The 25,023-nt window shown below is 62.3% G+C and carries 26 protein-coding genes; 22 read left to right on the top strand and 4 right to left on the bottom strand.

Annotated features, from left to right (window positions below):
- Positions 1–36: 36 nt before the first annotated feature.
- From ACVINW_RS10635 to ACVINW_RS10570, 14 genes are all read left to right on the top strand, one after another.
- A complete protein-coding gene (locus ACVINW_RS10635; protein WP_456751249.1) occupies positions 37–474 on the top strand; it encodes a response regulator transcription factor in 438 nt (145 codons plus the stop codon).
- Positions 467–2,563 carry an ATP-binding protein gene (locus ACVINW_RS10630; protein ID WP_456751248.1) on the top strand — a complete coding sequence of 699 codons (2,097 nt, stop codon included), beginning with the start codon at positions 467–469 and terminating at the stop codon, positions 2,561–2,563. Before ACVINW_RS10635 ends, ACVINW_RS10630 begins: the two co-directional genes overlap by 8 nt.
- Positions 2,564–2,778: 215 nt before the next feature.
- On the top strand, positions 2,779–3,726 hold the full coding sequence (locus tag ACVINW_RS10625; RefSeq protein ID WP_456751247.1) for a helix-turn-helix transcriptional regulator: 948 nt from the start codon (positions 2,779–2,781) through the stop codon (positions 3,724–3,726).
- A 228-nt stretch (positions 3,727–3,954) separates the two neighbouring features.
- Positions 3,955–4,812, top strand: a complete 858-nt coding sequence (locus ACVINW_RS10620) for an alpha/beta fold hydrolase (RefSeq protein ID WP_456756363.1) — start codon at positions 3,955–3,957, stop codon at positions 4,810–4,812.
- A 48-nt stretch (positions 4,813–4,860) separates the two neighbouring features.
- The gene (locus tag ACVINW_RS10615; RefSeq protein ID WP_456751246.1) at positions 4,861–6,066 is read left to right on the top strand and encodes an NAD(P)/FAD-dependent oxidoreductase; all 1,206 of its coding nucleotides are present in this window, start codon (positions 4,861–4,863) and stop codon (positions 6,064–6,066) included.
- Between the two features lie 77 nt (positions 6,067–6,143).
- Positions 6,144–7,100 (top strand): MBL fold metallo-hydrolase, encoded by a 957-nt coding sequence (locus ACVINW_RS10610; protein ID WP_456751245.1) that lies wholly within the window; start codon positions 6,144–6,146, stop codon positions 7,098–7,100.
- 82 nt (positions 7,101–7,182) lie between these two features.
- On the top strand, positions 7,183–7,965 hold the full coding sequence (locus tag ACVINW_RS10605) for an acetoacetate decarboxylase (RefSeq protein ID WP_456751244.1): 783 nt from the start codon (positions 7,183–7,185) through the stop codon (positions 7,963–7,965).
- Positions 7,966–7,998: 33 nt separating this feature from the next.
- Positions 7,999–9,174, top strand: coding sequence for a DUF3734 domain-containing protein (locus ACVINW_RS10600; RefSeq protein WP_456751243.1), 1,176 nt, complete (start codon positions 7,999–8,001; stop codon positions 9,172–9,174).
- 42 nt (positions 9,175–9,216) lie between these two features.
- Complete coding sequence (locus tag ACVINW_RS10595) at positions 9,217–9,999, top strand: 3-hydroxybutyrate dehydrogenase (RefSeq protein WP_456751242.1); 783 nt, start codon at positions 9,217–9,219, stop codon at positions 9,997–9,999.
- 21 nt (positions 10,000–10,020) lie between these two features.
- The gene (locus ACVINW_RS10590; protein ID WP_456751241.1) at positions 10,021–10,770 is read left to right on the top strand and encodes an SDR family NAD(P)-dependent oxidoreductase; all 750 of its coding nucleotides are present in this window, start codon (positions 10,021–10,023) and stop codon (positions 10,768–10,770) included.
- Between the two features lie 13 nt (positions 10,771–10,783).
- Positions 10,784–12,295, top strand: coding sequence for an ATP-binding protein (locus ACVINW_RS10585; protein ID WP_456751240.1), 1,512 nt, complete (start codon positions 10,784–10,786; stop codon positions 12,293–12,295).
- A 2-nt stretch (positions 12,296–12,297) separates the two neighbouring features.
- Entirely contained in the window at positions 12,298–12,687 is a 390-nt protein-coding gene (locus tag ACVINW_RS10580; protein WP_456751239.1) for a response regulator, read from the top strand.
- Positions 12,684–13,937 (top strand): adenylate/guanylate cyclase domain-containing protein, encoded by a 1,254-nt coding sequence (locus ACVINW_RS10575; protein ID WP_456751238.1) that lies wholly within the window; start codon positions 12,684–12,686, stop codon positions 13,935–13,937. The genes ACVINW_RS10580 and ACVINW_RS10575 overlap by 4 nt, the downstream gene beginning before the upstream one ends.
- A 97-nt stretch (positions 13,938–14,034) precedes the next feature.
- Complete coding sequence (locus tag ACVINW_RS10570) at positions 14,035–15,060, top strand: mechanosensitive ion channel family protein (RefSeq protein WP_456751237.1); 1,026 nt, start codon at positions 14,035–14,037, stop codon at positions 15,058–15,060.
- Here ACVINW_RS10570 and ACVINW_RS10565 read toward each other — a convergent pair.
- From ACVINW_RS10565 to ACVINW_RS10555, 3 genes are all read right to left on the bottom strand, one after another.
- On the bottom strand, positions 15,043–15,288 hold the full coding sequence (locus ACVINW_RS10565) for a hypothetical protein (RefSeq protein WP_456751236.1): 246 nt from the start codon (positions 15,286–15,288) through the stop codon (positions 15,043–15,045). The genes ACVINW_RS10570 and ACVINW_RS10565 overlap by 18 nt on opposite strands.
- 37 nt (positions 15,289–15,325) lie before the next feature.
- Positions 15,326–15,940 (bottom strand): RES family NAD+ phosphorylase, encoded by a 615-nt coding sequence (locus tag ACVINW_RS10560; RefSeq protein WP_456751235.1) that lies wholly within the window; start codon positions 15,938–15,940, stop codon positions 15,326–15,328.
- Between the two features lie 74 nt (positions 15,941–16,014).
- Positions 16,015–16,410, bottom strand: a complete 396-nt coding sequence (locus tag ACVINW_RS10555; RefSeq protein ID WP_456751234.1) for an MbcA/ParS/Xre antitoxin family protein — start codon at positions 16,408–16,410, stop codon at positions 16,015–16,017.
- 194 nt (positions 16,411–16,604) lie between these two features.
- Here ACVINW_RS10555 and ACVINW_RS10550 point away from each other — a divergent pair, with 194 nt between their 5' ends.
- From ACVINW_RS10550 to ACVINW_RS10535, 4 genes are read left to right on the top strand one after another with little or no spacing between them, the layout of a single operon-like run.
- Positions 16,605–17,108 (top strand): hypothetical protein, encoded by a 504-nt coding sequence (locus tag ACVINW_RS10550; protein WP_456751233.1) that lies wholly within the window; start codon positions 16,605–16,607, stop codon positions 17,106–17,108.
- Between the two features lie 3 nt (positions 17,109–17,111).
- Complete coding sequence (locus tag ACVINW_RS10545; protein ID WP_456751232.1) at positions 17,112–17,627, top strand: DUF7665 family protein; 516 nt, start codon at positions 17,112–17,114, stop codon at positions 17,625–17,627.
- Positions 17,578–18,039 (top strand): Mov34/MPN/PAD-1 family protein, encoded by a 462-nt coding sequence (locus tag ACVINW_RS10540; protein WP_456751231.1) that lies wholly within the window; start codon positions 17,578–17,580, stop codon positions 18,037–18,039. Before ACVINW_RS10545 ends, ACVINW_RS10540 begins: the two co-directional genes overlap by 50 nt.
- Complete coding sequence (locus ACVINW_RS10535; protein WP_456751230.1) at positions 18,036–19,367, top strand: hypothetical protein; 1,332 nt, start codon at positions 18,036–18,038, stop codon at positions 19,365–19,367. The genes ACVINW_RS10540 and ACVINW_RS10535 overlap by 4 nt, the downstream gene beginning before the upstream one ends.
- Before the next feature lie 244 nt (positions 19,368–19,611).
- On the opposite strand, the gene ACVINW_RS10530 is transcribed toward ACVINW_RS10535, so the two are convergent.
- Entirely contained in the window at positions 19,612–20,880 is a 1,269-nt protein-coding gene (locus ACVINW_RS10530; RefSeq protein ID WP_456751229.1) for an MFS transporter, read from the bottom strand.
- Between the two features lie 464 nt (positions 20,881–21,344).
- Here ACVINW_RS10530 and ACVINW_RS10525 point away from each other — a divergent pair, with 464 nt between their 5' ends.
- The 4 genes from ACVINW_RS10525 (at position 21,345) to lptB (ending at position 24,999) form a co-directional block, all read left to right on the top strand.
- Entirely contained in the window at positions 21,345–21,959 is a 615-nt protein-coding gene (locus ACVINW_RS10525; RefSeq protein WP_456751228.1) for a ribonuclease H-like domain-containing protein, read from the top strand.
- A 170-nt stretch (positions 21,960–22,129) separates the two neighbouring features.
- Positions 22,130–22,861 (top strand): LPS export ABC transporter periplasmic protein LptC, encoded by a 732-nt coding sequence (lptC, locus tag ACVINW_RS10520; RefSeq protein WP_456751227.1) that lies wholly within the window; start codon positions 22,130–22,132, stop codon positions 22,859–22,861.
- Positions 22,862–22,866: 5 nt separating this feature from the next.
- Positions 22,867–23,589, top strand: coding sequence for an LptA/OstA family protein (locus tag ACVINW_RS10515; protein WP_456751226.1), 723 nt, complete (start codon positions 22,867–22,869; stop codon positions 23,587–23,589).
- A gap of 426 nt (positions 23,590–24,015) precedes the next feature.
- Positions 24,016–24,999: an LPS export ABC transporter ATP-binding protein gene (gene lptB / locus ACVINW_RS10510; RefSeq protein ID WP_456751225.1), complete on the top strand. Its 984-nt coding sequence runs from the start codon at positions 24,016–24,018 to the stop codon at positions 24,997–24,999.
- Positions 25,000–25,023 lie beyond the last annotated feature (24 nt).

Here is a 25,023-nt window from a genome sequence, read left to right as displayed (position 1 = left end):
CAACTCAATCAACAATGGGCAGATGGTCGTCGGGCCATGCCAGCGAAAGACATCTGTTTGTCCAACACGCCCCTAGTTGCCATCGTAGATGACGACCAAGCTGTACGAGAGGCTCTTTGCGATCTCCTCCTGGTGTTGAGCGTTGCGTGTCGCTCGTTTGATCGGGCGGAGGCCTTCATGGCCGAATTTGTGCCGGGCCGCTTCGATTGCTTGATTACCGATGTGAGCATGCCCGGCCGGAGCGGGCTCGAACTACAGGAGCGATTGCGACAGCTGGGCTCGTCAATGCCGGTCATTTTTATCACCGCGGACACAAGTCCGGCGACAGAGGCTCGCGCACTGAGGGGCGGTGCCTATGCCTGCCTGACGAAGCCGGTCAATGATGAGGTCCTCTTTCATCTCTTGCAGAACGCAATGAACTGCGCAGGCCGCTCGCGACGCAACGAGCGACGGGGTCCGCCGTCAGATGACTAATCTCGTCCGACAGGTATCGCAAGGCGGCCAGCCGAACCTCCTTGCCTCTGGCACGGAACTGGCTGACCTTGTGTCCGAAAGCATCATCGTCAGCAACCTGCACGGTGTCATCCAGTACTGGAATGCCGCATCGGAAGTCCTGTATGGCTGGCCTTCCATGGCGATGGTCGGTCGACACATGGCGGAGGTCGGCTCGCGCGGTCAATCCGGTATCGATCACATCGACATACTGCTCCGCGAAGGTCGATGGGAGGGTATCGTCTTTCGGCGTAGCCTGACCGGAGTCGAGGTTGCGGCCGCCGTGCGGCAAGTGGTGCGGCGAGACGCAACCGGCGCCGTGCTTGACATCGTTGAGTTTGGCCGAAACGCGGGACCACTCACCGAAGCAGCATACCTGCGCATGGATGCCGAGTTGCAGGGATCTCTGGCCGCTGCTTGGGAGCTTGATGCCTCGCCGGCCCGGCCCCTGCTTGATGCAATCGCGGAGCACAGGCGCCGCGGAGCCGCTATCAATCTTGATCAGCATCCGGACTGGGTCAACGGACTGCTTACCGCAACTCGAATTCTGGCTGTCAATGATCGCGCGGTTCGCATGTTCGGCGCACATGCTGGGCACGAGCAGATGATCAGTCAACCGGTCGGTACATTCTGGCCGGCTGAAAGCCGCTCAATCCTGGCCGGACTAATCGAAAATGTTGCCACAGACCGCTCGCGCCTCGAGACCCGCAGAATGGTCCTGAGCGGCGCGATACGCAACCCCATCATCAGGGCCTGGCATTCTGCCGACCCGAAGCCGCCGGGCACCGTGCTCGTGACGATCAACGGCGCGATCGATGACGACCGCACGTCCTGGGAGCTACAGGCGAGCGAGGATCGGTATCGCAAGCTCATTCAGTACTTACCGACCGCTCTCTGGCAAGTCGATTCCCGACGCGCGGGTGAGGTCTTCGACGATCTGAAGGCGAAAGGCGTTCGCGATATTGCTTCCTATCTGGCGACAAACCCTGATCTTGTCGAGCACGCCAAGGACGTTGTTCGTGTGACGGACGTCAATCACGATGCAGTTTCACTGTTTCGAGCTCATACTCTCGCCGACCTGATCAAGCCCGTTCGATACCTGTTTGCTGCCGCCCCGGGGCTCGCCGAGCGGGTCATGGTGGCTCACTTTGAAGGTCGACGCAATCTCATAGAAGAGACCAGAATCCGTGCATTCGACGGTTCGCTCATCGATGTCCTGTTCACGGTCACATATCCTGTGCCTCCCGAGCAACTCGACAACACCTTAATCACAATCCAGGACATCAGTGAGCGCTTGAACGCAGAGCGGCAACTTCGGAAGCTTCAAGCTGATTTCGCGCATGCGGGCCGCATCGCAACTCTCGGAGAGTTGGCAACTTCGATCGCACATGAAATCAACCAGCCGCTTGCAGCCATCGTGACCAATGGCGAGACAAGCTTGAGGTGGCTGGCGCGCGCTGATCAAAACATCGAAAAGGTCACCCAGCTCACGTCCCGAATCGTGACGAACGCGCGGCGCGCGAGTGAGATCATTAATCGCATCCGGGGTATGGCGGCGAAGCATGAGCCAGAGAAGCGCCTCATGGATATCAATGAGGTCGCAAGAGAAGCGCTGTTATTCATTCGCCACGACATTGATTCAAAATCAATTGCCTTGTCGACGACCTTCGCGTCCGGGCTTCCCCAGGTGCTGGGCGATCGCATTCAGTTGCAACAGGTGATCATCAACCTGCTCGTCAACAGCGTCCAGGCCATTGTGCAATCCGGTCAGCCGATTCGCCGGATTGACGTTCAAACTTCGATCGACGAAGCCGGCTCGGTCGGCCTTTCCATCTTCGACAACGGGCCTGGCATCGCCGACGCAAACCTCACGCGCATCTTCGACAGCTTCTTCAGCACCAAGGATGCCGGAATTGGCATCGGCCTCGCGATCTGTCATTCGATCATCAGTGCCCACGGCGGCAGCATTTGGGGCGCGAATCGCCCGAATGGCGGCGCACATTTTCGCTTCACGCTTCCCGTGCCGGTGACTGCCGGTCCCGATTCCAGCGTTGTCGCGCTCGTTCGCTAAGTGCGCCTACTTTTGCAAGAAATTGCGCCCGTGATGGGGAGCATCTCTCCCGAACTATACCGAGGTATAGGTCGATCTATTCGCTGAATCAGCGCGACCAGACCCGCTGCACGATACCCTCGTACAGCGCTCGCCGCCATGATCGCAGCACACGGGAAGCGATGCATCCGCAGACGCGCGGAATGAGCGCACTTCCCCAATGCGAGCGGAAGTTCATGAGCAAGCCCATCTTGGCCCCCCTGGACAATGCGCCCGGCGCGACGCAATCGCATAGGAGTGACTCGCCGGTCAGTGAGCGGCGCCCCGCCAATGAAGAGATGGCACGCGTGCTCAGGACCAAGCCCTTTCGCGTTGCTTTGGAACCGTCCAGCGGCACGATCGCATACTGGAAGCACGAGCCCGTACACGACATCGTCAAGCCGATGGTCGATCACGTCATCATGACCTACCCGACCGGCGTACAACGGCTCGAGCGGCGCACCGGGCGATCAGTTGCGATCGGAACGGCTCGTCCCGGCGTCGTGACGCTCATTCCGGCTGGTTCGACCTCTCGGTGGGATATTCACCGGCCGATGCACGTCCTTCAGCTCTATCTTCCGCACGCAACACTCTCGCGCGTTGCCGACGAAGCCGACGTGACCGCGCCCGGCGATCTTCTGGAGCGGACAGTGCACTCGGATCCCGTTACATCCCGGTTGCTGATGAGTGCAGTGGATGTTCTGGAAGGACACGCGACGCTGGACGCATTGTTCAGGCAGCAATTGATGGACCTGCTGGCAACGCGCCTCTTGGCAGCACATGCTGGCTCGTCGATCACGGTCCAGCCAACTCTGGGCGGTCTGTCGCCGAATGCCCTGCGCCGCGCCGTCGAGCGCTTGCGCTCCGATAGCGATACCGACGTTTCCCTCGGAGCACTCGCTTCCGAGGCCGGCCTTTCGCGCTTCCACTTTTGCCGTGCCTTCAAGGAGAGCACAGGCCTTTCGCCCCATGCCTGGCTGCGCCAGCGGCGGCTCGAGCAGGCCATGGAGCTGCTGCGGGACACTGACACGTCGGTCGTCGCGGTCGCGGAGGCTCTCGGCTACGGCTCTCAGACCGCGTTCGCTGCGGCATTCAAGCGTTTGACCGGCGAAACACCGACCAATTGGCGGCGCAGCATGCGTTAGCAGCAATCGCGCTGCAATCGGCGCAATCGCTCTTGGGCAGTGGTCCGCGAGATCCCCTAGATAACCCGTAAAGAAATCTGACCACACGGAGACGAACAGATGATTTCCAAAAAACCCTTCAGCGACCTCGCCACGTCACGTCGAAACTTGCTGGCGAGCACGCTCATTTGCGCGACGTCGCTGACCGTTCGCCCGTCTTTGGCGATTGGCAAGGAAAGGGACCATTCTATGTCGCCTACACAAGGAAGCGATCCCACGACCTCTGTCACGACCAAGGATGGCGTGCAGATCTTCTACAAGGACTGGGGCCCGAAGACCGCGCAGCCAATCGTTTTCCACCACGGGTGGCCGCTGAGCTCTGACGACTGGGAGACCCAGATGCTCTTCTTCCTCGGCAAGGGCTATCGTGTCATCGCCCATGACCGCCGCGGCCACGGACGCTCGACCCAGGTGAGCAATGGTCACGACATGGATCATTATGCAGCAGATGTCGCTGCGCTTGTCGAGCAGCTCGATCTTCGCAATGCCATTCACGTCGGACATTCCACTGGCGGCGGAGAGGCCACGCGCTATGTTGCACGCTATGGCAAGGATCGCGTGGCCAAGCTGGTTCTCATCGGTGCCGTACCGCCGTTGATGCTGAAAACGGAGGCCAATCCGGGTGGCCTGCCGATCGAAGTGTTCGACAACCTTCGCGCTCAGCTCGCCGCGAACCGCGCGCAATTCTATTTTGATTTCGCGAGTGGTCCCTTCTACGGCTACAACCGGCCGGGTGCAGCGCCATCCCAGGCCGTGATCTGGAACTGGTGGCGTCAGGGCATGATGGGAAGCGCCAAGGCGCACTACGATTGCATCAAGGCCTTCTCGGCGACCGATTTCACCGAGGATTTGAAGAACATCGCCGTCCCCACGCTCGTCGTGCACGGCGGCGGCGATCAGATCGTGCCTGTTGCGGATTCTGCCCTCCTGTCGGCGAAGCTGCTGAAGCACAGCGTCCTGAAGATCTACGATCTCCTGCCTCACGGCCTGTGTACGACCCACGCCAACATCGTCAACGCCGAGCTCCTCTCGTTCATCTCGGCCTAGTGCGTTCCGCCGACCTCTCTGCATCACCCAGATCTACAGGAGTATTACATGCGCCTCGTCATCATAGGCGCCGGCTTCGCCGGCATGTACGCCGCACTCTCCGCCGCCCGCCTGCGCGAAATTCAGGGTGTTTCCCCCGGAGACCTCGAGATTGCGCTGGTCGCACCGGAGCCGACGCTGGTGATTCGACCGCGCCTCTATGAGCCGAAACCGGAGACCCTGACAGCTTCGCTTCTGGATGTGCTGAAGGCCGTTGACGTTGCCTATGTGAAAGGCAGCGCCGAGTCGATCGATACCAAGTCCAAAGTGGTAGACATCGTTGCGGCCAAGGGTGCGAAGCAGAGACTCACTTATGACCGATTGATTGTCGCCACTGGCAGCCGGCTATTCCGTCCCAGCATCCCCGGGCTCGCTGAACACGGCTTCAGCGTCGACCAGCTCGACGACGCGATCGCCCTCGACCGGCATTTGCATCATTTGGTGGGGTGGCCGGTATCACAGATGCGTGACACGGTTGTCGTGGCCGGCGGCGGATTCACTGGCATCGAAGTCGCGACAGAAATGCCCGCGCGGCTTCGTGAGATCCTTGGCAAGGATGCCAAGCCGCGCGTCGTCATCGTCGAACGAAACAGTTCGATCGCCCCCGACATGGGCGAAGGTCCTCGTCCTATCATCGAAGCTGCGCTGCATAAGCTTGGGGTGGAGACTCGGCTCGGCGTTGGCGTCACCTCGCTCGACAAGTCCGGCGTCACGCTTTCCAGCGGAGAGCACATTGACAGCGGGACCGTGATCTGGGCGGCCGGCATGCGCGCCGCTCCGCTAACCGCACAGATTCCAGCCGAGCGAGACAGCTTTGGACGCCTGCTCGTCGATCCCGACTTGCGCGTGCTGTCGGTGCCTGGCGTTTTTGCAACCGGCGATGCCGCGAGAGCGGCATGTGACGAGGTTGGCAACTACGCGCTCATGTCCTGCCAACACGCCACGAGGATGGGCGCCTTCGCCGGCAACAATGCGGCCGCCGAGTTGCTCGGGGTCCCGACCAAACGGTACCACCAGAAGGCCTACGTCACCTGCCTCGACCTGGGAAAAGCCGGCGCGCTGTTCACGCGAGGCTGGGAGCGCAAAGTCGAAATGGTTGGCGACGAAGCCAAGAAGACCAAGAAAGATATCAATACCGTCTGGATCTATCCGCCGCGAGCCGTGCGTGCCGCTGCTCTTGCGTCCGCTGATCCGGAGCGTGTCACTGATCTCTGAACACCTCACGAGCATTGACCGCGCTCTCTGCGCGAAAAGCACGAGCCGCTCAGGATCCAGCGCAGAAGTTCTTGAAAATGGATCGGATGATCCGCAATACTCAACAGGAGACAACCATGAGCTTAGACACTGCCGCACGCTCCGTTAGATCGAAGCCCGACGAATTGGTACCATCGCGCTACGCGCTGAAAATCGGCGACATCGATGTTATGGTGATCAGCGACGGCGTGCTGCCGCTGCCGTCCAAGATGCTGGCGCACAACGCCGACCCGGCCGTCCGCGCCGCCTGGCTGGACGACATGTTCCTGCCGCCGGACGCGTTCGACTGGGCACTGAACGTGGTTGTGGTACGCAGCGGCGCGCAGACCATCTTGATCGACGCGGGTCTCGGACTGGACCCGGATCTGCACCTGCCGCGGGCCGGGCAGTTGGTCAAGCGACTGGAAGCCGCCGGCATCGATCTGGCATCCGTGACCGACGTGGTGCTGACCCACATGCACATGGACCATGTCGGCGGCTTGCTGGTCGAGGGCGTGAGGGACCGGCTGCGGCCGGACCTGCGGATCCACGTGGCGGCCGCGGAGGTCAAATTCTGGGAGGCGCCCGATTTCTCCCGCGTCTCCATGCCGCCGGGATTCCCGGACGCGCTTCGGGCCACCGCAAAGCGGTTCGCGAACGAGTACCACAACCAGCTGCGGACGTTCGAAGATGAGCACGAAGTTGCGCCGGGCGTCGTAGTCCGCCGCACCGGTGGCCACACTCCCGGACACAGCGTGGTTCGCGTGGCATCCGGCGGCGACCGGCTGACATTCGCAGGCGACCTCGTCTTCACCGTCGGGTTCGAGCACCCGGATTGGCACAACGGCTTCGAGCACGATCCCGAGGAAGCCGCTCGCGTCCGGATCGAACTTTTGCGCGAACTGGCGGCGAACCGCGAACTGCTGGTGGCCACGCACATGCCGTTCCCGTCGGTCGGTCACGTCGCGGTCGCCGGCGACGCGTTTCGTTGGGTGCCGGTCTTCTGGGACTACTGACCGCGCGTTGAGTCAAATCCGAACCAGGGGCGGGTGCTGCAAGCGCGATGCGCCCGCCACTGATAAACTTGGAGCTTACCCCGTGAAACACGAGACCGTGCGCGCATCGTCGTTCGCGATGCCGCTAAGCAGTCCGGCCTTTCCTCCCGGTCCTTACCGCTTCGTCGACCGCGAGTATTTCATCATCCAGTACCGCACCGATCCCGACGCGCTGCGCCGCGTGGTGCCGGAACCGCTGGAGGTCACCGAGCCGGTGGTGAACTACGAGTTCATCCGCATGCCGGATTCCACCGGTTTCGGCGACTACACCGAGAGCGGCCAGGTCATTCCCGTATCCTACAAGGGCCAATTGGGTGGCTTCACCCATCAGATGTTCCTGAACGACCATCCGCCGATTGCGGGCGGGCGCGAGCTGTGGGGGTTTCCCAAGAAATTGGCGCAACCGAAGCTGGAGGTCGAGATCGACACGTTGGTTGGCACATTGAACTACGGCTCGGTCCGCATTGCGACCGGCACCATGGGGTACAAGCATCGCACGCTCGATACCGCGGCAGAAGCCCGGAAGCTCGCAGCTCCCAATTTCCTTCTCAAGATCATTCCGCATGTCGATGGTTCGCCGCGCATCTGCGAGCTGGTGCGCTTCCACCTCGAGGACATCACCGTGAAGGGCGCTTGGACCGGGCCCGCTGCCCTGGATCTGTACTCGCATGCCCTGGCACCCGTCGCCGAGTTGCCGGTGCTGCAGGTTCTGTCGGCCAAGCACCTCGTCGTGGACCTGACGCTTGGGCTCGGCGGCGTGGTCTATGACTATCTTGCTACCGACCAGGCAACTCCGCGCCGCGGCATCGAAGCGAATGCCGGCTGACCGAGATCAGCCCTACATCTGGAGCTCCAGAAAATGCTGAACGTCATGCGCGGGAAAATCGATCCGGCGCCGCAACCGGCCAAGCCGTTGCCATATGATGTCGTGGCCCTGGTGCTGCAGGGTGGCGGCGCGCTTGGTGCCTATCAAGCCGGCGTTTACGAAGGCCTGCACGAAGCCGGCATACGGCCGAACTGGTTGGCTGGCATTTCGATCGGTGCGCTGAACGCCGCCATTATCGCCGGCTCGCCCGAGGCCGAGCGAATCGAACGGTTACGCAAGTTCTGGGAGAGCATCTGCGCGGCGGCGGTGGAATGGCCGGTCGGCGAAGGGCTTGCCAATGCGATGCCGTTCGCCTTCGATCTCCGCTCAGCGCACAATGCCCTGGCGGCCCTCAGGGCCCTCCTCCAGGGGCAGCCCGGCTTTTTCAAGCCACGCTTCCCGCCACCGTTCCTGTCGCCCTTCTCGGGCAACGCGGCGACGAGTTTCTACGATACCTCACCATTGCGGCAGACGTTGGAGCGGCTTGTCGACTTTGATCGGCTGAACGCGGGGGAGGTGCGCGTCGCCGTTGGCGCGGTCAACGTCCGTACGGGCAACCTGACCTATTTCGACACGGCTGAACGCCGGCTCGGACCGCAGCATTTCATGGCATCCGGTGCCCTGCCGCCGGGCTTCCCTGCGGTCGAGGTCGACGGCGAGCACTATTGGGACGGCGGCGTCGTTTCGAACACGCCTCTATCCCGAGTGCTGTCGAGCGAACCGCGCGACACGCTGACCTTCCAGGTCGATCTTTGGTCGGCGCGGGGCCGTGTGCCGAATGACCTGATGGAGGTGTCGAGCCGCCAGAAGGACATTCAGTATTCCAGCCGCACACGCGCCATCACGGACCAGGCGCTACGGATGCAGAAGATGCGTCAGGCGTTGCAGCGAATGCTCGAAATGTTGCCGGATGGCGCGAAGCAGGATCCGGAAATCCGCGCCATCGCGGACATGGCTCGCCATCGCTCCTGCAACATCATCCATCTGATCTACCAGTCCAAGATCTACGAGCGCCATTCAAAGGATTACGAATTCGGGTTGAACGCGATGCGGGCGCATTGGCAGAGCGGTCTGGAGGATATCCGCCGTACGTTGGCCGATCCACGACGGCTCGACCCGCCTGCTCCCGAGCTCGGCATTGTTACGCACGATATCCACCGCCGTGACTGATCTCGCGGCCAATCTCACCCCAAAGCATCGAAAGGAAGTCCCATGTTGAAGGGCAGGGTAGCCGTCGTCACCGGATCGACCAGCGGTATTGGGCTCGGTATCGCTAGGGAGTTGGCCAAGCTCCGGGCTGATATCGTTTTGAATGGCTTTGGCGATGCCAGCGAAATCGAGGCGATCCGCGGCGGCATCGAACGTGAGCATGGTGTACGCGCCGTTTACGATGGCGCCGATATGTCAAAGGAGGAGGCCGTGCGCGGATTGATTGCAGCGACGGTCGAGAAATTCGGCCGGCTCGACATCCTCGTCAACAATGCCGGCATCCAGTTCACTGCGCCGGTCGAAGAATTCCCAGCCGCCAAGTGGAACGCGATCCTGGCGATCAATCTGTCGGCCGCGTTCCACGGCATTGCGGCGGCGGTCCCGCAGATGAAGAAGCAGTGCTGGGGGCGGATCGTCAACATTGCCTCCGCGCACGGCCTCGTCGCTTCGACGCATAAGGCAGCCTACGTCGCGGCCAAGCACGGCCTGGTCGGCCTTACCAAAGTGGTTGGCCTGGAGACTGCCGGGAGCGGGGTCACATGCAATGCGGTCTGTCCGGGCTGGGTACGAACGCCACTGGTCGACAAGCAGATCGACGACATCGCTGCGCAAAGAGGGGTCAGCCGGACGGAAGCCGCTAGGACACTCCTGGCGGAGAAGCAGCCGTCCCTCGAATTTGTTTCTCCGGCGCAGCTTGGCGGCACTGTCGCCTTTCTATGTTCGTCCGCCGCCGACCAGATCACCGGAACCGCGATCTCGGTTGATGGCGGCTGGACCGCCCAGTAATCGCAGAGGAGCGCGATCAACATGCATAGCAAAGAAAAAGTCATTGTGCTGACTGGCGGCACTTCAGGAATCGGGCGAGCGGCGGCGATCCGCCTTGCCAATCAGGGCGACAAGGTGCTCGTGACCGGCCGCCGGGCGGCTCCTCTGGACGAAACGGTTGCTGAGCATCCGAACATCGCGGGTATCGTTGCGGATGCGGCCTCGACCGATGATGCCAAGCGCACAATTGCCAAGGCGATGGATCTCTGGGGCAGAATAGACGCCTTGGTCAACAACGCCGGCGCCGGCGCAATCCTTCCATTGGCCGATACCACGGCCGATCGGATCACGGATATCTTTTCGGTTAATGTGCTCGGTCCTAGCCTGCTTGCCTCCGCTGCCCTTCCGCACCTGAAGGCGAGGCGCGGCACCATCATCAACGTGTCGAGCACCTTTGGTCACCGGCCCGCAGCCGGACTGTCTCATTATGCAGCGAGCAAGGCGGCGCTGGAGCACCTGACCCGTTGTTGGGCGCTGGAGCTTGCGCCATTCGGCATACGGGTGAACGCCGTCGCCGCTGGGCCAACGGAATCCGGCGCCCTCACCGGCATGATGGGGCTGACGCAGGAGCAGGCCGCCGCAGTCAAGGAACAGGAGCGTGCGCGCATCCCGCTCGGGCGGCGCGGCGTCCCGGACGATGTCGCAGAATGGATTGTCCGGCTCGCCGGCTCAGCCTCGGAATGGATGACCGGCCAAGTGGTTGCCATCGACGGCGGCCTGGGGTTGGCCTAGTCGCGATCGGGGGGTGGCGCTGAACCCGGAAGTGATGATCAGCAGAATGGATGCCGACCTGAGGAACAGGGTCGATGAGCTCGAACAACGACTGCAGAGCGGAGTAGCGGAGAATGCCCGCCTCCAGGGCGAACTCGCTATCGCGTTGGAGCGGCAGACCGTCACGGCAGGGATCCTCAATGTCATCGCCAGTTCACCAACTGACGTGCAGCCGGTATTCGACGTCATCTCCGAAAGCGCGAGGCGGTTGCTTGCCGGCCAAACGGCGCTCGTGACACGTGTCGTCGGCGACATGCTTCATCTGGCGGCATGCACGGCAGGAAGCGTGGCCGGTGATGAGGAGATCCGAATCTCATTTCCCACGCCGCTCACGTCCTCCGGGATCCACAGCCGGGTCGCACTCACGTCGACGATCGCATTTCGCTCCGATATCGAGACCGAACCGGGTGTCCATCCGGCGATCAGGAGCATGGCACGCGCGAGGGGATATCGAAGCATCGTGGTCGTGCCCATGCTCCGGAAAGGCGTGGCGATCGGTACAATCGGCGTTTCGCGCGCCGAACCAGGAACCTTCACTGGTAGCCAGATCAACCTTCTCAAGACGTTTGCCGATCAGGCCGTGATCGCGATCGAGAACGCGCGGTTGTTCGAAGAAGTAGAGGCCCGCACGAAGGAGCTCGCCAGATCCCTCGACGATCTACGGGCGGCCCAGGACCGCCTGGTTCAGACAGAAAAGCTCATTTCACTCGGTCAGCTCACCGCTGGCATTGCGCACGAGATCAAGAACCCGCTCAACTTCGTTAACAATTTCGCCGCGCTCTCCGTCGAGCTGACCGGCGAGTTGAATGAGGTCCTCGCTCCGGTCATGCTCCCCGACGACATCCGCGGCGAAGTGGATGAACTGAGCGAGCTGCTAACGGACAATCTTCAGAAGATCGTACAGCACGGCAAGCGCGCCGACTCCATCGTCAAGAACATGCTCCTGCATTCGCGTGGCGGCGGCGGCGAGCATCGGCCTGCCGACGTCAATGCGCTGGTCGAGGAGAGCCTCAATCTTGCCTATCATGGCGCGCGCACCGAGAGACCACAGTTCAACGTCACCCTCAGGCGCGAGTTCGATCCGGACACAGGGATCGCCGACGTGTTCCCGCAGGAGATCACGCGGGTGCTGCTGAACGTCATCTCCAATGGCTTCTATGCCGTCGCCAAGCGCTGTGACGACGGTGATCCCGGATTTGAGCCCGCGCTCTGCGCCATCACGCATGATCGCGGCGATTCCGTCGAAATCCGCATCCGCGACAATGGCGTTGGTATTCCACCGGAGGTGAAGGAGAAAATGTTCAATCCGTTCTTCACGACCAAACCGCCGGGCGAGGGAACAGGCCTCGGACTTTCCATGAGCCACGACATCATCGTGAAGCAACATGGCGGCAGGATCGATGTCGAGACTGAGCCCGGCGAATTCACCGAGTTCACCATCCTGCTGCCGCGTAACATCGGTGTTTCTCACAGTATCGGGGGCTGATTATGACTGTATCGGTTCTTGTGGTGGATGACGAACCCGATTTGGAGGTTCTGTTTCGCCAGCAATTTCGACGCGAGCTTCGCGCCCGGCGCTTTGTGATGGACTTTGCCGGCTCGGCAGCGCAGGCCCTGAACCGCATTTCCGATACCGGCGAGCAAACGCTGATCCTCATCCTCTCCGACATCAACATGCCCGGGATGAGCGGGCTAGAGATGCTGCCGGAGCTTCGCGCACGGCGACCCGACGTTCCGGTGATCATGATCACGGCGTACGGTGACGCCGAAACGCGCAAGACGGCACTTGAGCGGGGCGCGCAGGCCCTGTTGACCAAGCCGATCGACTTTGGCCAGGTCCGTCAGGCGATCCAGGCGAGACTGGAACAGGCCGCATGACCGCCACCGTTCTTGTAGTCGATGACGAGCCGGATCTGGAGGCGCTCGTCCTCCGAAGGTTTCGCCGGCAGATTCGCGAACGGCAGGTAAGCTTCGTGTTCGCGCGTGACGGTCTTGAGGCGTTGCAATCGATCGAGCAGCATCCGCATATCGATCTCGTGGTCTTGGACATCAACATGCCGCGCATGGACGGCCTTTCACTGTTGGCGAAACTGCAGGAGCGAGAGGACAAGAAGGTGGCGATTGTCGTCTCGGCGTACGGCGATATGAGCAACATACGTACCGCAATGAATCGCGGCGCGTTCGACTTCCTGACCAAGCCCATCGATTTCGCCGACCTGGAATCCACGATCCACAAGACCATCCGTCACATCGAGGTCTTGCGAGAGGCGCGCCGGCGACAGGCGGACGCGGAGCGCGCTCATGCGTCGCTGTCGAGATATTTCTCGCCTGAGCTCGCTAAGCGCCTTGCTGCGGTAGATGGTGACGATGGAATGCAGGTCCACTGGCGCGACATTGCGGTGATTTTCACCGATATTACGGGCTTTACCTCACTCGTCGAGATGGCCGATTCGAATGTGCTGACAGATATGCTCAACGAATACGTCGGTGGACTGACGGATGTCGTCTTCGCCTATGAGGGGACGGTGGCGAAGGTGATCGGTGACGCCATTCAGGTCCTGTTCAATGCACCCGGCGACCAGATCGATTACCCCAGCCGTGCAATCGCGTGCGCGCAGGCGCTCGATCGATGGGCCGAAACATTTCGGGAGCGCTGGAAACAGAGGGGCGTTGATTTCGGTGTCACGCGGATAGGCGTCCATGCCGGGCCTGCGCTGGTCGGCAATTTCGGCGGCGGCCGTTACTTTGACTATACAGCCTACGGGGACACAGTTAACACTGCCGCCAGACTGGAGGCGGCGAACAAGACATTGGGCACGCGAATCTGCGTCAGCGACTCGATCGCGTGTAAGGCTCGAGAGTTCAGGGGGCGGCCGATCGGCGATCTTGTTCTGCGGGGACGAAGTGAGGCGCTACGCGCCCACGAGCCCTTGTCAGCTGCGGAGAGTAATGGGCCGGCCGCGACGCAGTATGCGACTGCCTTTAACAAGTTGGAGGCGAATGACACTGACGTGGTGCCAGCCTTCGCAGCACTGGTTGGTCTCAACGCCCATGACCCGCTGGCGAATTACCATCTGAAGCGGCTCCTCAACGGGGCCAAGGGGGTTCGAATGCATGTGGGTGATTGATCTCACCTCCGATGCGTGGACGCATTGATGCGTAGCTTCACCTGAGCGTAAGGCCTTTCCGTCGATCGCAGCCGACCGCTATTGCTGAGTCTCAACTATGTTAAGCGAAGATCACATGATGCCGCTTGTTCTGACCAACACTCTCGGAATTGCCGGTATCGTCGTTTGGCATGTTCAGGGGAGCAACCGTCCGACAGGCCGACTGATCGCCCAGATTCTGTTCTTTGTCGGCATGAGCCTCGTGCTCTATCTTGGCGGCATCTCTCCGCACCACGTCGATGGCGCTCACTTGCGGGGTTTCGGCGCGTTGCTCTCCATATCGGCTAGGATCCTGTGGTGGACCCATCTCGCATGGGCCATTATTGGCCTGGTCCACATCTATATGTTGGTCAATCGCCGGCCACGGGAAGCGCATCTGATCCAGGACATGGCCGTCGGTGTCATCTATCTCGGTGTGGCGCTGTCGATCATTGGCTTTGTATTTGGTGTCCCGGTCGGCACGCTGGTCGCGACCTCAGGCGTTGTCGCGATCATTTTCGGCTTGGCGCTGCAAAATACCCTTGGTGATGTCTTCTCAGGGATCGCGCTGACGCTGGGGAGGGCCTATGCCATAGGCGACTGGATTCAGTTGAAGGACGGTACGGAAGGCCGCGTCGTTGAGACCAACTGGCGCTCCACCAATCTGCTCACCGGAGGGTACAATGTCGTCGTTGTGCCGAACAGCATCCTGGCAAGACAGGGTGTCACCAATCTCAGCCGGCCCGACGAGACGCACCAGATCACGTTGACCGTACGCATTGCCACCACGACGCCAAAATTCGTCGAGCAAATCATGCGGTGCGTACTGGAAGCCAGCACGCGGATCGTCCAGGACCCGTCGCCGATTGTCGCCCTGAATTCGATTGACGCAGCCGCGATTGAAGTCGAGTTGTTGTTCCGTGTGGAGAGTCCCGCCGGCTGGACGGCGGCCCGCAACGAAGTCATCGACCTCCTTTACAGCCAATGCAAAGCAAACGGTCTTTCGTTGGCCGCGCCGGCCGAAAGCCTTGTCTTCGGCCCGGCCGCGATGAGCGGCGAACATTCTGCCAGGGCAATCGAGGCGCATTCATCCCGCGCGGGATAAGACCCACGCGAACGTATCCTTCCAGAGCGCCGCAGGTGTTTCCTTTGAAATGATTTGCACGAGATCGGACAGCGTGACGCTGCGCGGTTTCTCGCGCCAAGCTTCGTCGCCCATAATCCGTGCGCCAGCGCACATGCCACGGCTGCGATGGTTCTCGATCAGGCAGGGATTGTTGTCCCGGATGTTGTTGCAGACGAACGTGGACGACTTGCCTTCCTCAGCCTCCACCCAACGCGCAAAGCGACCGGTGTTTGAACCGGACCGACTATGCCGCCGTGACGGATCTCATCAAGTCTTCCGGTACCATCACCTTCGTTTCGGCCGGCAGCAAAAACAGCTGATGGATTCGCTCGCCGTTCCAAAGAAAGCAGTAGTGCTCAGTCTGCGACGCTGGCTGAACGAAGGCGGTAGGCCTCAGTACGACCGCCAGGGGATCGTCTTTTCCCCGCGGCCCGCGCACGAGCACGCCGTGAGATTTGGTGGCACGCAGATCCGCAATGAGACCTTTCAACGAAGGGTCCTCAAGATCAAGATGGGTAAGATCTTGAAGCGTCGCCTTCAACGGGACCTTGATGACCCGCATCACCAGCCGCGTCGGCGCTTCCGCCGTTCGGCGAAGAAATGTCTCGCGACGTGAGATCGCGAGCAATAGGGCGGAGTGAAGAGATTCGGCGACGATCGAGTAACCAAACGATCCGTCGCTGAAGGCAGACGGTTCAGGGTCTGGATATGCAAAGGGAGCGACCAGCCAGCTCTGATCGACTTTTCCTTCATCCTCCGGAAGAAGCGTCCCTCGGCGCAGCCGCGGATTGGTGAGCTCTTCGATGCGTTTGACAGCGTCCCAATCCTGCGGGGCCGACACGCCCTCGTACAGCTGCACGGGCGGGAAGCGGGACGGGATCAGCCTAAAGCATGCCGGCCAGTTGATCTTCCTGTTTCGCACGCGACTCAAATTCAACCCCCGCGCTGAGCGTCCAGATACGATCGGACCCTGAAGACGTCGGCGACGTGCCCCGTCGTCGTCATGAACTCGACGGCCGAGAGACCATTCAGGAACGGAGCCTGATTAGGTTTTCTGACCCAGTTGTCGCCGGTGCCGTCGTCGGTGAAGAGGATGCGCAGGCATTTGTGGATGCCGAGAACGTGTGAGAGTCGTTCGACGGTGTCCGCAGGGATCGCGCCGCCTTCCTTCTTCCACTTGAAGAACGTCGATCGGGGAGGCGAGCCGAGAAGCTTGATCTGCTCCTCGGTCGACAATCCCCATTTCTCCGCGATGCCGAAGAACGCGCGTAAGGCCGCTTCAGCGTCGTTCTGACGTCTTTCCTCCCGCTCTCGATCTGGTAGCTGCATACCATCTCCCGTCTCGTTATGGACTTTTAATCCAATTAGTCTATTAATGGACAAGTCCATTGGTGGACCCGAATCGCATCTTAGTCCGGCGAATCAGGCCGGGGAAGACGGGACACCGGGGCTCCGAGCATGCCGGTCAAGCCTGCACATCGAACTGGCTGGGTATTCCAGCCGCTCATGAACGAGGACTGGAAATGACTGAATTGATCGAAGAAGTAACTGAGCGCGTCGCCGTCGTGTTTGCGGCGGAGGGGCAGGCCGGGCACCACGACGCCGAAATCGGCCCCACCACCACCGTGAAGGAATTCATCGAAATCGCGGTCACCAAGACGGGCATCGAGGGTCTGCTCGAGGTCTACCTCGAGGACGCCGAAGAGCCGCTCGGGCACGAGTTGATCCTGATCGAGCACCTGTCGATTGAGTTCGCGCCGCTTCACGTCGCCAAGCCGGGCAAGATCGCGACCACGGTGCGCTATCAGGGCAACCGTCACGTCGAGCACGAGTTCCGGCCGGCGGCGACGATCGCGAAGGTGACGAAGTGGGCGGTTGGAAAGCTCGCCCCGACCGAGGACCCGAGCGACTTCCAGCTGAAGCACGACGGCAAGGTGTTGCCGCCGGACTTGCACTTGGGCCAGGCGGCTCACGGCGCGAAGTCGATCGTCCTCGATCTCGTCTTCAAGGTGAAGCCGCAGGGCTAGTCCATGGGACCCGATCAGAACGCTCTCCTGCGCGACCTGGCGTCGCCGACCTTCAAGGTCGGCGTACGCCGAGGTCGTTGGGCCTTGCTCGGCCTGAAGTTTCCGATCGCGATGTTCTTCGTCGCGGCGCCGGTGCGGCTCGGCGGGCCGACCGGATTCCTGCTGCGGTCGGATTGCTCCGGATATCCCGCGACGGCGCCGAACTCGCAGCTTTGGCACGGTCGCGACAACCAGCCGCTCGCCGACGCGCATCGTCCCAAGAACAGGCAGGCCGGCACCATGATCTCGTTCAGCGTGTGGGGGGCGTGCCTCTATCACCCCATCGATCGGTTGGCGCGGAGCCATTGGCCGGGTCAGCACGAAGAACTGTGCTGGACTGCCGACAAGACCATCGTTTTTCTTCTGGAGACTGTACATGGCATTCTCGATTCTACGGACTATGCGGGCGCTAATCTTCCCGCCGCGGCACTTGAACTGCCGCCGGAGTTTGTGGCTAGACACGCTGGCGCTGCTGCGTGAGCGCGGCCGTGGTCATCGCGAAAGCGGCGGTTTCCTTCTCGGCCGTCGCGTCGACGGGCTCAGGACGATCGAAGCCTTTCTGCCGTACGACGATGTCGATCCGCACGCCTTGCGGGGTACCATCCTGTTCGACGGCTCGAAGATGGACGTCGTCTGGGATCTCTGCCGTCGCGAGGGCCTGGAAGTGGTGGCCGACGTCCACACTCATCCCGCTGGCGTCGGTCAGAGCCAGACTGACCGCGACAACCCGATGATCCCGGAGGTCGGGCATGTCGCGCTGATCGTGCCGAACTTCGCCGACCGCGCGTATTTCCCCGGCGACATCGGCATCTACGAATATCGCGGGCGCCGGCAATGGACCGACCGCAGCGACGACGCGGGTCGGTACTTCGCGGTCAGGAGGTTCGCATGAACCTCTCGATCGAGAACGATCGCCTAGCGCATCTGCTCATGCGCGGCGATGGCCATGCCGGTTACGACGCAGCGCGGCGCAAGCTCGACCGCGCCGCGCTCGTCCTGACTGCGGATGTCGCTGCCAGTCTGCCGTGGGGCCAAGCGGCGCTGCTGACCGCCGCGGAATGCGGCGTGCGGATGTTTCCCGGCGGCGTCTATCTCGGTTCGGATTTCGGAGAAACGACCATGGTCGGCCAATTCGGCAGATGGCCGCTCAGGCGGCATCTCGAAGTCGCCGGCTGCAGGACTACGAACGCACCCGAGCATGCGATCGCCTTGCATGTCGGCGCCGGGCGGCGGCGAATGCAACGCGGCGCGCTATGTTGGGCCGACGGCTGGGCCGGCCTGGTTGGCATCGAGGCGCCGGCCGATCCGCCCCGCGGCGGCAACGAGATCGGTGGCGTGCTGGCGGGCGCTATGGGCATCGGCGAGGTCTTCCGTAGCGCCGTGCTCGGAGACAAGCTCGCCTGTCGCAGGACGTCGAGAATCTCGGCGTTGTCGCCCGGCTATGAGGACGGGCACGACATAGATCTTGCCTACCTGCCAGCGGCGTTCTGGCTGCTCGGGCTCGGCAATCTCGGGCAAGCCGCGCTGTGGACGATAGGACTTCTGCCGTATTCCGATCCCGGCCTGGTCTCGCTGTTTCTCCAGGACGGGGACAAGTCGGAGTTCGGCAATCTCGCCATCCAGGTTCTAACCAAGCCGGACTGGATCGGTCGCAAGAAGGCCCGCAGCGCGGCGCTGTGGGCAGAGGAGCGTGGCTTCGGCACCACGATCATCGAAAGCAGGTTCGTCGAGGGCACGAAGCGCTCGGCGGCCGAGCCTGGCTTGGCGCTCGTCGGAGTCGACAATCTGGCGGCGCGGCGCGCCGCGGCGGGTTCGAACTTCGAGCTCGTGCTCGATGCGGGCCTGGGCGCCACACCTTCGGAGATTTTCGACATTCGCATCCACGGTTTTCCGGGTGCGCGATCGCCGATACAAGCTTGGCCCGAACCCGACGTCCAACCGGAAATGCCTCTCGACCCGACCCTTCAGGAGCTCGTCGATGCAGGTCGCATCGATCGATGCGGTGCCGTCACCATCGCCGGCCGCAGCCTTGGAGTGCCTTCGACCGCGGTCGCCGCGGCTGCGATCCAGATGGCGCAGGCTTGCCGGGCCGTGAGCGACGGCGGCTTCTTCGATCTGGTGGATGTGACGCTAGTCAATTGTCGTCGTGCGACAGGCCGTCGGCACGCGTTGGCCAAGCCGGGCATCCTGCCTTTCCTGCAGGCCAGGAGCGAATACTGATCGCGTCCCGGCGATCAGAGCAGGATCGACACGAGCACAATCCAGTGGTACAAACGTCGGACTTGGCGCAGAGGTAAGTTACTGTTTTTGCTGTAGTTTGACGGATCGAGCCCCAATCCTTTCCTGGGCACCACCCACTTTTTAAGCGATTGAAATCGCTCAGCATCCGGAGGGTGGGTGCGACGAGGCCGTGACCCGCTGAGGATGCGGTGGCAGAGTACGCCGACGCCGGGCCGAGCTTGCCTCACACCACCCGCCGCCCAGCCCGCCGCGCGATCGGCTTCTGCACAAAATACATCGCGATCATCGAGATCATCGAGCTCGCCACGACGACGTAGCCGATCCGGTCGAAATGCAGCAGCGAGCCGTCCGCATTCTCGGCGACGATCGCGGCTGCGACCACCGAGCCCAGCCCGCCCGAGAGCTGCTGCACCGAGGCCGAGACCGCGCTGAACGCGCCGCGCTGGCTGGCGTCGGGGATCGCCGACATCAGCGCCTGCGACGGGATCATGCGCGAGAAGATGCCGACGAACATCAGCACGTTGACGATGATCGCGGTCAGCAGCGAGACGTGGCCGAGATGAGTGTAGATCAGCACCATGATCGCCGACACCACGCAGCCGAAGATGAAGGTCGGATATTTGCCGAATGCATCGCTGGCGCGGCCGACCAGCGGTCCCATCAGGATGCTGAACAGGCCGGAGACCAGATAGATCGTCGGCAGATGGACGATGTCGATGCCGAGATTATGCACGGTGAAGGCGCTGCCGAACGGCATCAGCATGAAGCCGCCGGTCGCCAGCAGCGTCGTCACCAGGAAGGCCAGCGTGTAGCGCGGCTGCGTCACGGTCGCGAACAAATGCTGGAACGGGTTGCGGTCGTGCTGCAGCTTGAGATGGCCGTCGACCGGCTCCATGAACAACGCGATGGTGGCGATCGCAGCGATCGACAGGCCGACGATGGCGACGAAGCAGACGTGCCAGTTCCAGTGATTGGCGAGGAAGAGTCCGGCCGGCACGCCGAGCACCTGGCTTGCGGCAAATGCGGTCTGGATCAAGCCCATCACCCGGCCGCGCAGCTGCAGCGGAAACAGGTCGGTGACGATGGCGAGCACCACGGAGCCGATCACGCCGCCGAACAGACCGGTAACGATGCGGCCGAGCAGCAGCACGTGGAAGTTCTGCGCCAGCGCGCACAGCACGGTGCCGAAGGTGAAGCCAACATAGAAGAACAGCAGGAGCCGCTTGCGGTCGAAGCGATCGGCAAAGCCGGCGGCGAGGATGCCGGAGATGCCGGCCGCGAAGGCGTAGGCCGACACCGCGACGCCGAACTGCCCGGCGGTGATGTTGAGCGACGGCATCAGGATGGCGCCGAGCGGCGACATGATGATGAAGTCGAGGATCAGGGTGAATTGCGTGAAGGCGAGCAGCGCGATCAGGAACGTTTGATAGCGCGAAAAGCCGCGCTCCTGCTGGTCGTCATCGATCGGCGCGGCGATGGTCTGTTCCGACATGAGGCTCATTTCTGAAGATGAGTAGGACGTGCGAGCGGCTGGCCACAGATAGGGCGCCGCTCGTGGATTTCATCGGCGCGGATACGCAAAAAATGCGCGGAAGTGCGATCAAGAACCGCGAGATTTCCGCTTCTTCATATGGGTGTTGCCGGGCCTCGGGTCATCCCGGCGCCTATCGTTTGAATTGCAGCGTGATCCAAATGCAACAGGGTCGGCGCGATGCTGGGCAGCCGTGTCGGGATATGGCAAGAGCAGGGAGTAACGCCCGGCTGAGCCGCCCGGCAACTGCCTATCCGCTCGCATCCGGGGCGTTTGGGGCAGAGCGTTTTCGAGCGAAGCGGATACCGGTTCGCGTAAAGAAAACGCGTCAAAACAAGAGTCTAGAGCTCCGTTCCGATTTCATCGGAACGGAAAAGGCTCTAGTGTCGCCTGTCGAATCGAACCGAGACCCGAGGCCTTGATACATGACCATCCGCCTGCATCGCGGCGACCTGCCCGATCTCACGCGCTACACCGATTCCGTTGCGATCGACACCGAGACCATGGGGCTGCATCCGCATCGTGACCGGCTCTGCGTGGTGCAGATGTCGAACGGCGACGGCACCGCCGACGTGATCCAGATTCCGAACGGCCACACCGATGCGCCGAACCTGAAGGCGCTGCTCGCCAATCCCAAGATCACCAAGATCTTCCATTTCGCGCGGTTCGATGTCGCGGTGCTCTACAACACCTTCGGCGTGATGCCGACGCCGGTCTATTGCACCAAGATCGCCTCGCGGCTGTCGCGCACCTACACCGACCGCCACGGCCTGAAGGATCTGGTGCGCGAGGTGCTCAACGTCGAGCTGTCGAAGCAGCAGCAGTCGAGCGACTGGGGCGCGCAGAGCCTCAGCGAAGCCCAGCTCGCCTACGCCGCGTCCGACGTGCTGCATCTGCATGCGCTGCGCGACAGATTGAATGCGATGCTCGCGCGCGAAGGACGCACCGACCTCGCTCAGGCCTGCTTCGATTTCCTTCCCGCCCGCGCCAGGCTCGATCTCGATGGCTGGGAGGCCGAGGACATCTTCGCTCATTCATGAATTCGCCGTTCATGATGGGCGTCGAATTCGTCGCGGCAGGGGCCGTTCCGCCCCGTTTCGGCCAAACTGTTCACGCGTGGTCTCCTTGCGGGGGCGCGACGCGAGGTCCGGGCTGCATGATTGGGCGGCTCCGGCTAGAATAGGGGCAATTTCGTGCCTCTGGAGCTCAGGTGAATTCGGTTCAGAATCCAGCCTATGTGACTGGCCTCGAGGCGCGCTTTGCTGCCGCCGCGCGGCACAGCCGCATGGTGCGGATACTGCGCGTCGCGGTGCCCGCTGTGGTCGGGCTGTCGATGGCCTCGATCATCTTCGTCTCGGTCTACAATCCGTTCCGCGAACTGATCCCCAAGCTGCCGGTCGAGATGGACAACCTCGTGGTGTCGGGCACCAAGATCACGATGGAATCGCCGCACATCGCCGGCTTCTCGGCCGACGGGCGGCCCTACGAGATGTGGGCCAAGGCGGCGATCCAGGACGTCACCGATCCCGACCATGTCGAGCTGAAGACGATCCGCGCCAAGGTCGCGCAGCAGGACGAGTCGACCGTAACGATGGATGCGCGCACCGGCTTCTTCGACAACAAGAAGCAACTGCTCGATCTGCGCCAGGATGTCTTCCTGCAATCCTCCACCGGCTATGAAGCGAAGCTGACTCAAGCTTTCGTCGACATCAACAAGGGCAACGTGTCGTCGGACGAGCACGTCGACGTCAAGCTGCTCCAGGGCACGCTGACATCGGACCGGCTCAGGATCTACAACAGCGGCGAGCTCGTGCGTTTCGAAGGCAATGTCGTGATGTATCTCGACAAGCTCGGCGACAACAATCCGAGCCCGCAAGCCGAGCCCGCACCGCCTCCTCCTCCGGCGCCGCCGAAGGCGCGCAAATCCGCCAACCCGAAATGATTTTGATGATGAGACGTTTTCCGTACGGCACGGCAATTGCGACTTTCCTGCTTGCGCTGCTCGCGAGCGGCGCGGCCTTCGCGCAAGGCTCGATGAGCGGCGTTCCCAACGCCATGCAGGGCTTTTCGCAGAACCGCGATCAGCCGATCCAGATCGAGGCGGCTGCGCTCGAAATGCGCGACAAGAAGAAGGAGGCGACCTTCTCCGGCAATGTGAAGGTCGTGCAGGGCGACACCACCATGACCTCGAAGATCCTGGTCGTGTTCTACGAGGATAAGTCGACCCAGACGCCGGCGCCCGCGCCGGCCGGCACCAAGGCCGCGGCCGCCAAGGGGGGTGCCGCGCCGATGCAGTCGGCGACGCCCGGGCCCGGCGGCGCGTCCTCGATCAAGCGGCTCGAGGCGAAAGGCAATGTCGTCGTCACCCAGAAGGACCAGGTCGTCACCGGCGAGACCGCGATCTTCGACACCAAGACCAATCTGATCACCATGCTCGGCGGCGGCGGCGGCGGCGGCCAGGTGGTGCTGACCCAGTGCCAGAACGTGCTGCGCGGCGATCGTCTGCTGGTCGACATGACCACCGGCGTCTCGCGGGTGGAATCCGACAGCGGCAAGGTGCAGGGCCTGTTCAATCAGAGCGCCAAGGGCGGCTGCGGAACGCCGGCCGCCCCCGGCGCAGCCCCGGCGCCGTCGCCGCTTCAACTGATTCCCGGCAGCAAACCGAAATAGCCGACTGGTGGTGCGCGGATGGCCATCAGAGTTGCTGGCGGCGCGCCGGCTGCGGCCAGCCCGTAAGCCCCCCGTCAGCTTTGGCCAAGCCACCAAAAGCAAGATAGATCAATGCATTAGATAATATTTTGCAGCCGCGAGGTTGAAGCGCGCGGGGTGAGGCTGTATCTACTGCTGCGGCCCGGCCGAACGATGCGCCTTGAGGGGGAGTCTTGTCGGCCGGAGGGGCATCCATTCATTCAAGGCGCGGGCGATCGCGCTTTGCCGTGTTGTTTGAGCATGATCTCCGCCGCAAACGCGTCCGCTTTTGTTGCGCAGGGAAGGCCGGTGTTCAGTTTTCCGGCTCATGCTTGCGCCTTCGCATGCGAATCGATTGGTCCGCAGGCAAAAGTCGCGGGATCCGTGAAAGGCTGAAGCGAAGCGGGGATGGTGGATTTTCTCGGCATGTTCCGGCGGCGCCCTGCGAAACGCAGTTCCGGATTTGCGCGCGCGCATGACGACATCACGGCGCTCGGCGACCAGTTCGGCGAGATGCTGACGTCTCCGGTGCGCGACGCACCGCCGATGGCGCGCGCCGCCTCGGCGCCCGCAGTCGAGCTGCGAGCCCAACCGGCCGCAGCGCCCGCACCGGCGCGTGCGCGGCCCGCCCGCAACAACGCCACGGCGGCGCCCCAGCTGATCAAGCGGCCGGGCTATCTGGCTGTGCATAGCGTGGAAAAGAGTTTTGGCAGCCGCCAGGTCGTGCGCGGCGTCAGCATCTATGTACGCCGCGGCGAGGCGGTCGGCCTGCTCGGGCCCAACGGCGCCGGCAAGACCACCGTGTTCTACATGATCACCGGCCTGATCAAGGCCGATCGCGGCGCGATCGAGCTCGACGGCCACGACGTCACCAAGCTGCCGATGTACCAGCGCGCACGCCTCGGCATCGGCTATCTGCCGCAGGAAGCCTCGATCTTCCGCGGCCTGTCGGTGGAACAAAACATCCGCGCCGTGCTCGAAGTCGTCGAGCCTTCGAAGAAGAAGCGCGAGCACGAGTTGGATTCGCTGCTCGACGAGTTCAACATCACGCGGCTGCGCAAAAGCCCGTCGATCGCGCTGTCCGGCGGCGAGCGCCGCCGCGTTGAAATCGCGCGCGCGCTGGCGACGCGGCCCAATTACATGCTGCTCGACGAACCGTTCGCCGGCATCGACCCGATCGCGGTCGGCGACATCCAGGACCTGGTCCGCCATCTCACCAACCGCGGCATCGGCGTGCTCATCACCGACCACAATGTCCGCGAGACGCTCGGCCTGACCGACCGCGCCTACATCGTCTATGCCGGTGAGATCTTGACTGAGGGCAGCCCGGAGGAGATCGTTAACGATCCGGATGTACGCCGGCTTTACCTTGGCGAGGAATTCCGCCTGTAGCGCATGATCCGCCAAAGTGTGAAG

It is taken from the genome of Bradyrhizobium sp. USDA 4461 (genome assembly GCF_054055655.1).
The sequence above is the reverse complement of the archived record's forward strand: the minus strand, read 5'-3'. Positions and strand labels throughout refer to the sequence as shown.

Bases quoted from the DNA above. Each gene is read 5' to 3' on its own strand.
- ACVINW_RS10635 (WP_456751249.1), top strand. From the start codon at position 37: ATGCCAGCGAAAGACATCTGTTTGTCCAACACGCCCCTAGTTGCCATC.
- ACVINW_RS10630 (WP_456751248.1), top strand. From the start codon at position 467: ATGACTAATCTCGTCCGACAGGTATCGCAAGGCGGCCAGCCGAACCTC.
- ACVINW_RS10625 (WP_456751247.1), top strand. From the start codon at position 2,779: ATGAGCAAGCCCATCTTGGCCCCCCTGGACAATGCGCCCGGCGCGACG.
- ACVINW_RS10620 (WP_456756363.1), top strand. From the start codon at position 3,955: ATGTCGCCTACACAAGGAAGCGATCCCACGACCTCTGTCACGACCAAG.
- ACVINW_RS10615 (WP_456751246.1), top strand. From the start codon at position 4,861: ATGCGCCTCGTCATCATAGGCGCCGGCTTCGCCGGCATGTACGCCGCA.
- ACVINW_RS10610 (WP_456751245.1), top strand. From the start codon at position 6,144: ATGGATCGGATGATCCGCAATACTCAACAGGAGACAACCATGAGCTTA.
- ACVINW_RS10600 (WP_456751243.1), top strand. From the start codon at position 7,999: ATGCTGAACGTCATGCGCGGGAAAATCGATCCGGCGCCGCAACCGGCC.
- ACVINW_RS10595 (WP_456751242.1), top strand. From the start codon at position 9,217: ATGTTGAAGGGCAGGGTAGCCGTCGTCACCGGATCGACCAGCGGTATT.
- ACVINW_RS10590 (WP_456751241.1), top strand. From the start codon at position 10,021: ATGCATAGCAAAGAAAAAGTCATTGTGCTGACTGGCGGCACTTCAGGA.
- ACVINW_RS10580 (WP_456751239.1), top strand. From the start codon at position 12,298: ATGACTGTATCGGTTCTTGTGGTGGATGACGAACCCGATTTGGAGGTT.
- ACVINW_RS10575 (WP_456751238.1), top strand. From the start codon at position 12,684: ATGACCGCCACCGTTCTTGTAGTCGATGACGAGCCGGATCTGGAGGCG.
- ACVINW_RS10570 (WP_456751237.1), top strand. From the start codon at position 14,035: ATGTTAAGCGAAGATCACATGATGCCGCTTGTTCTGACCAACACTCTC.
- ACVINW_RS10555 (WP_456751234.1), bottom strand. From the start codon at position 16,410: ATGCAGCTACCAGATCGAGAGCGGGAGGAAAGACGTCAGAACGACGCT.
- ACVINW_RS10550 (WP_456751233.1), top strand. From the start codon at position 16,605: ATGACTGAATTGATCGAAGAAGTAACTGAGCGCGTCGCCGTCGTGTTT.
- ACVINW_RS10545 (WP_456751232.1), top strand. From the start codon at position 17,112: ATGGGACCCGATCAGAACGCTCTCCTGCGCGACCTGGCGTCGCCGACC.
- ACVINW_RS10535 (WP_456751230.1), top strand. From the start codon at position 18,036: ATGAACCTCTCGATCGAGAACGATCGCCTAGCGCATCTGCTCATGCGC.
- ACVINW_RS10530 (WP_456751229.1), bottom strand. From the start codon at position 20,880: ATGTCGGAACAGACCATCGCCGCGCCGATCGATGACGACCAGCAGGAG.
- ACVINW_RS10525 (WP_456751228.1), top strand. From the start codon at position 21,345: ATGACCATCCGCCTGCATCGCGGCGACCTGCCCGATCTCACGCGCTAC.
- ACVINW_RS10515 (WP_456751226.1), top strand. From the start codon at position 22,867: ATGATGAGACGTTTTCCGTACGGCACGGCAATTGCGACTTTCCTGCTT.
- lptB (WP_456751225.1), top strand. From the start codon at position 24,016: ATGGTGGATTTTCTCGGCATGTTCCGGCGGCGCCCTGCGAAACGCAGT.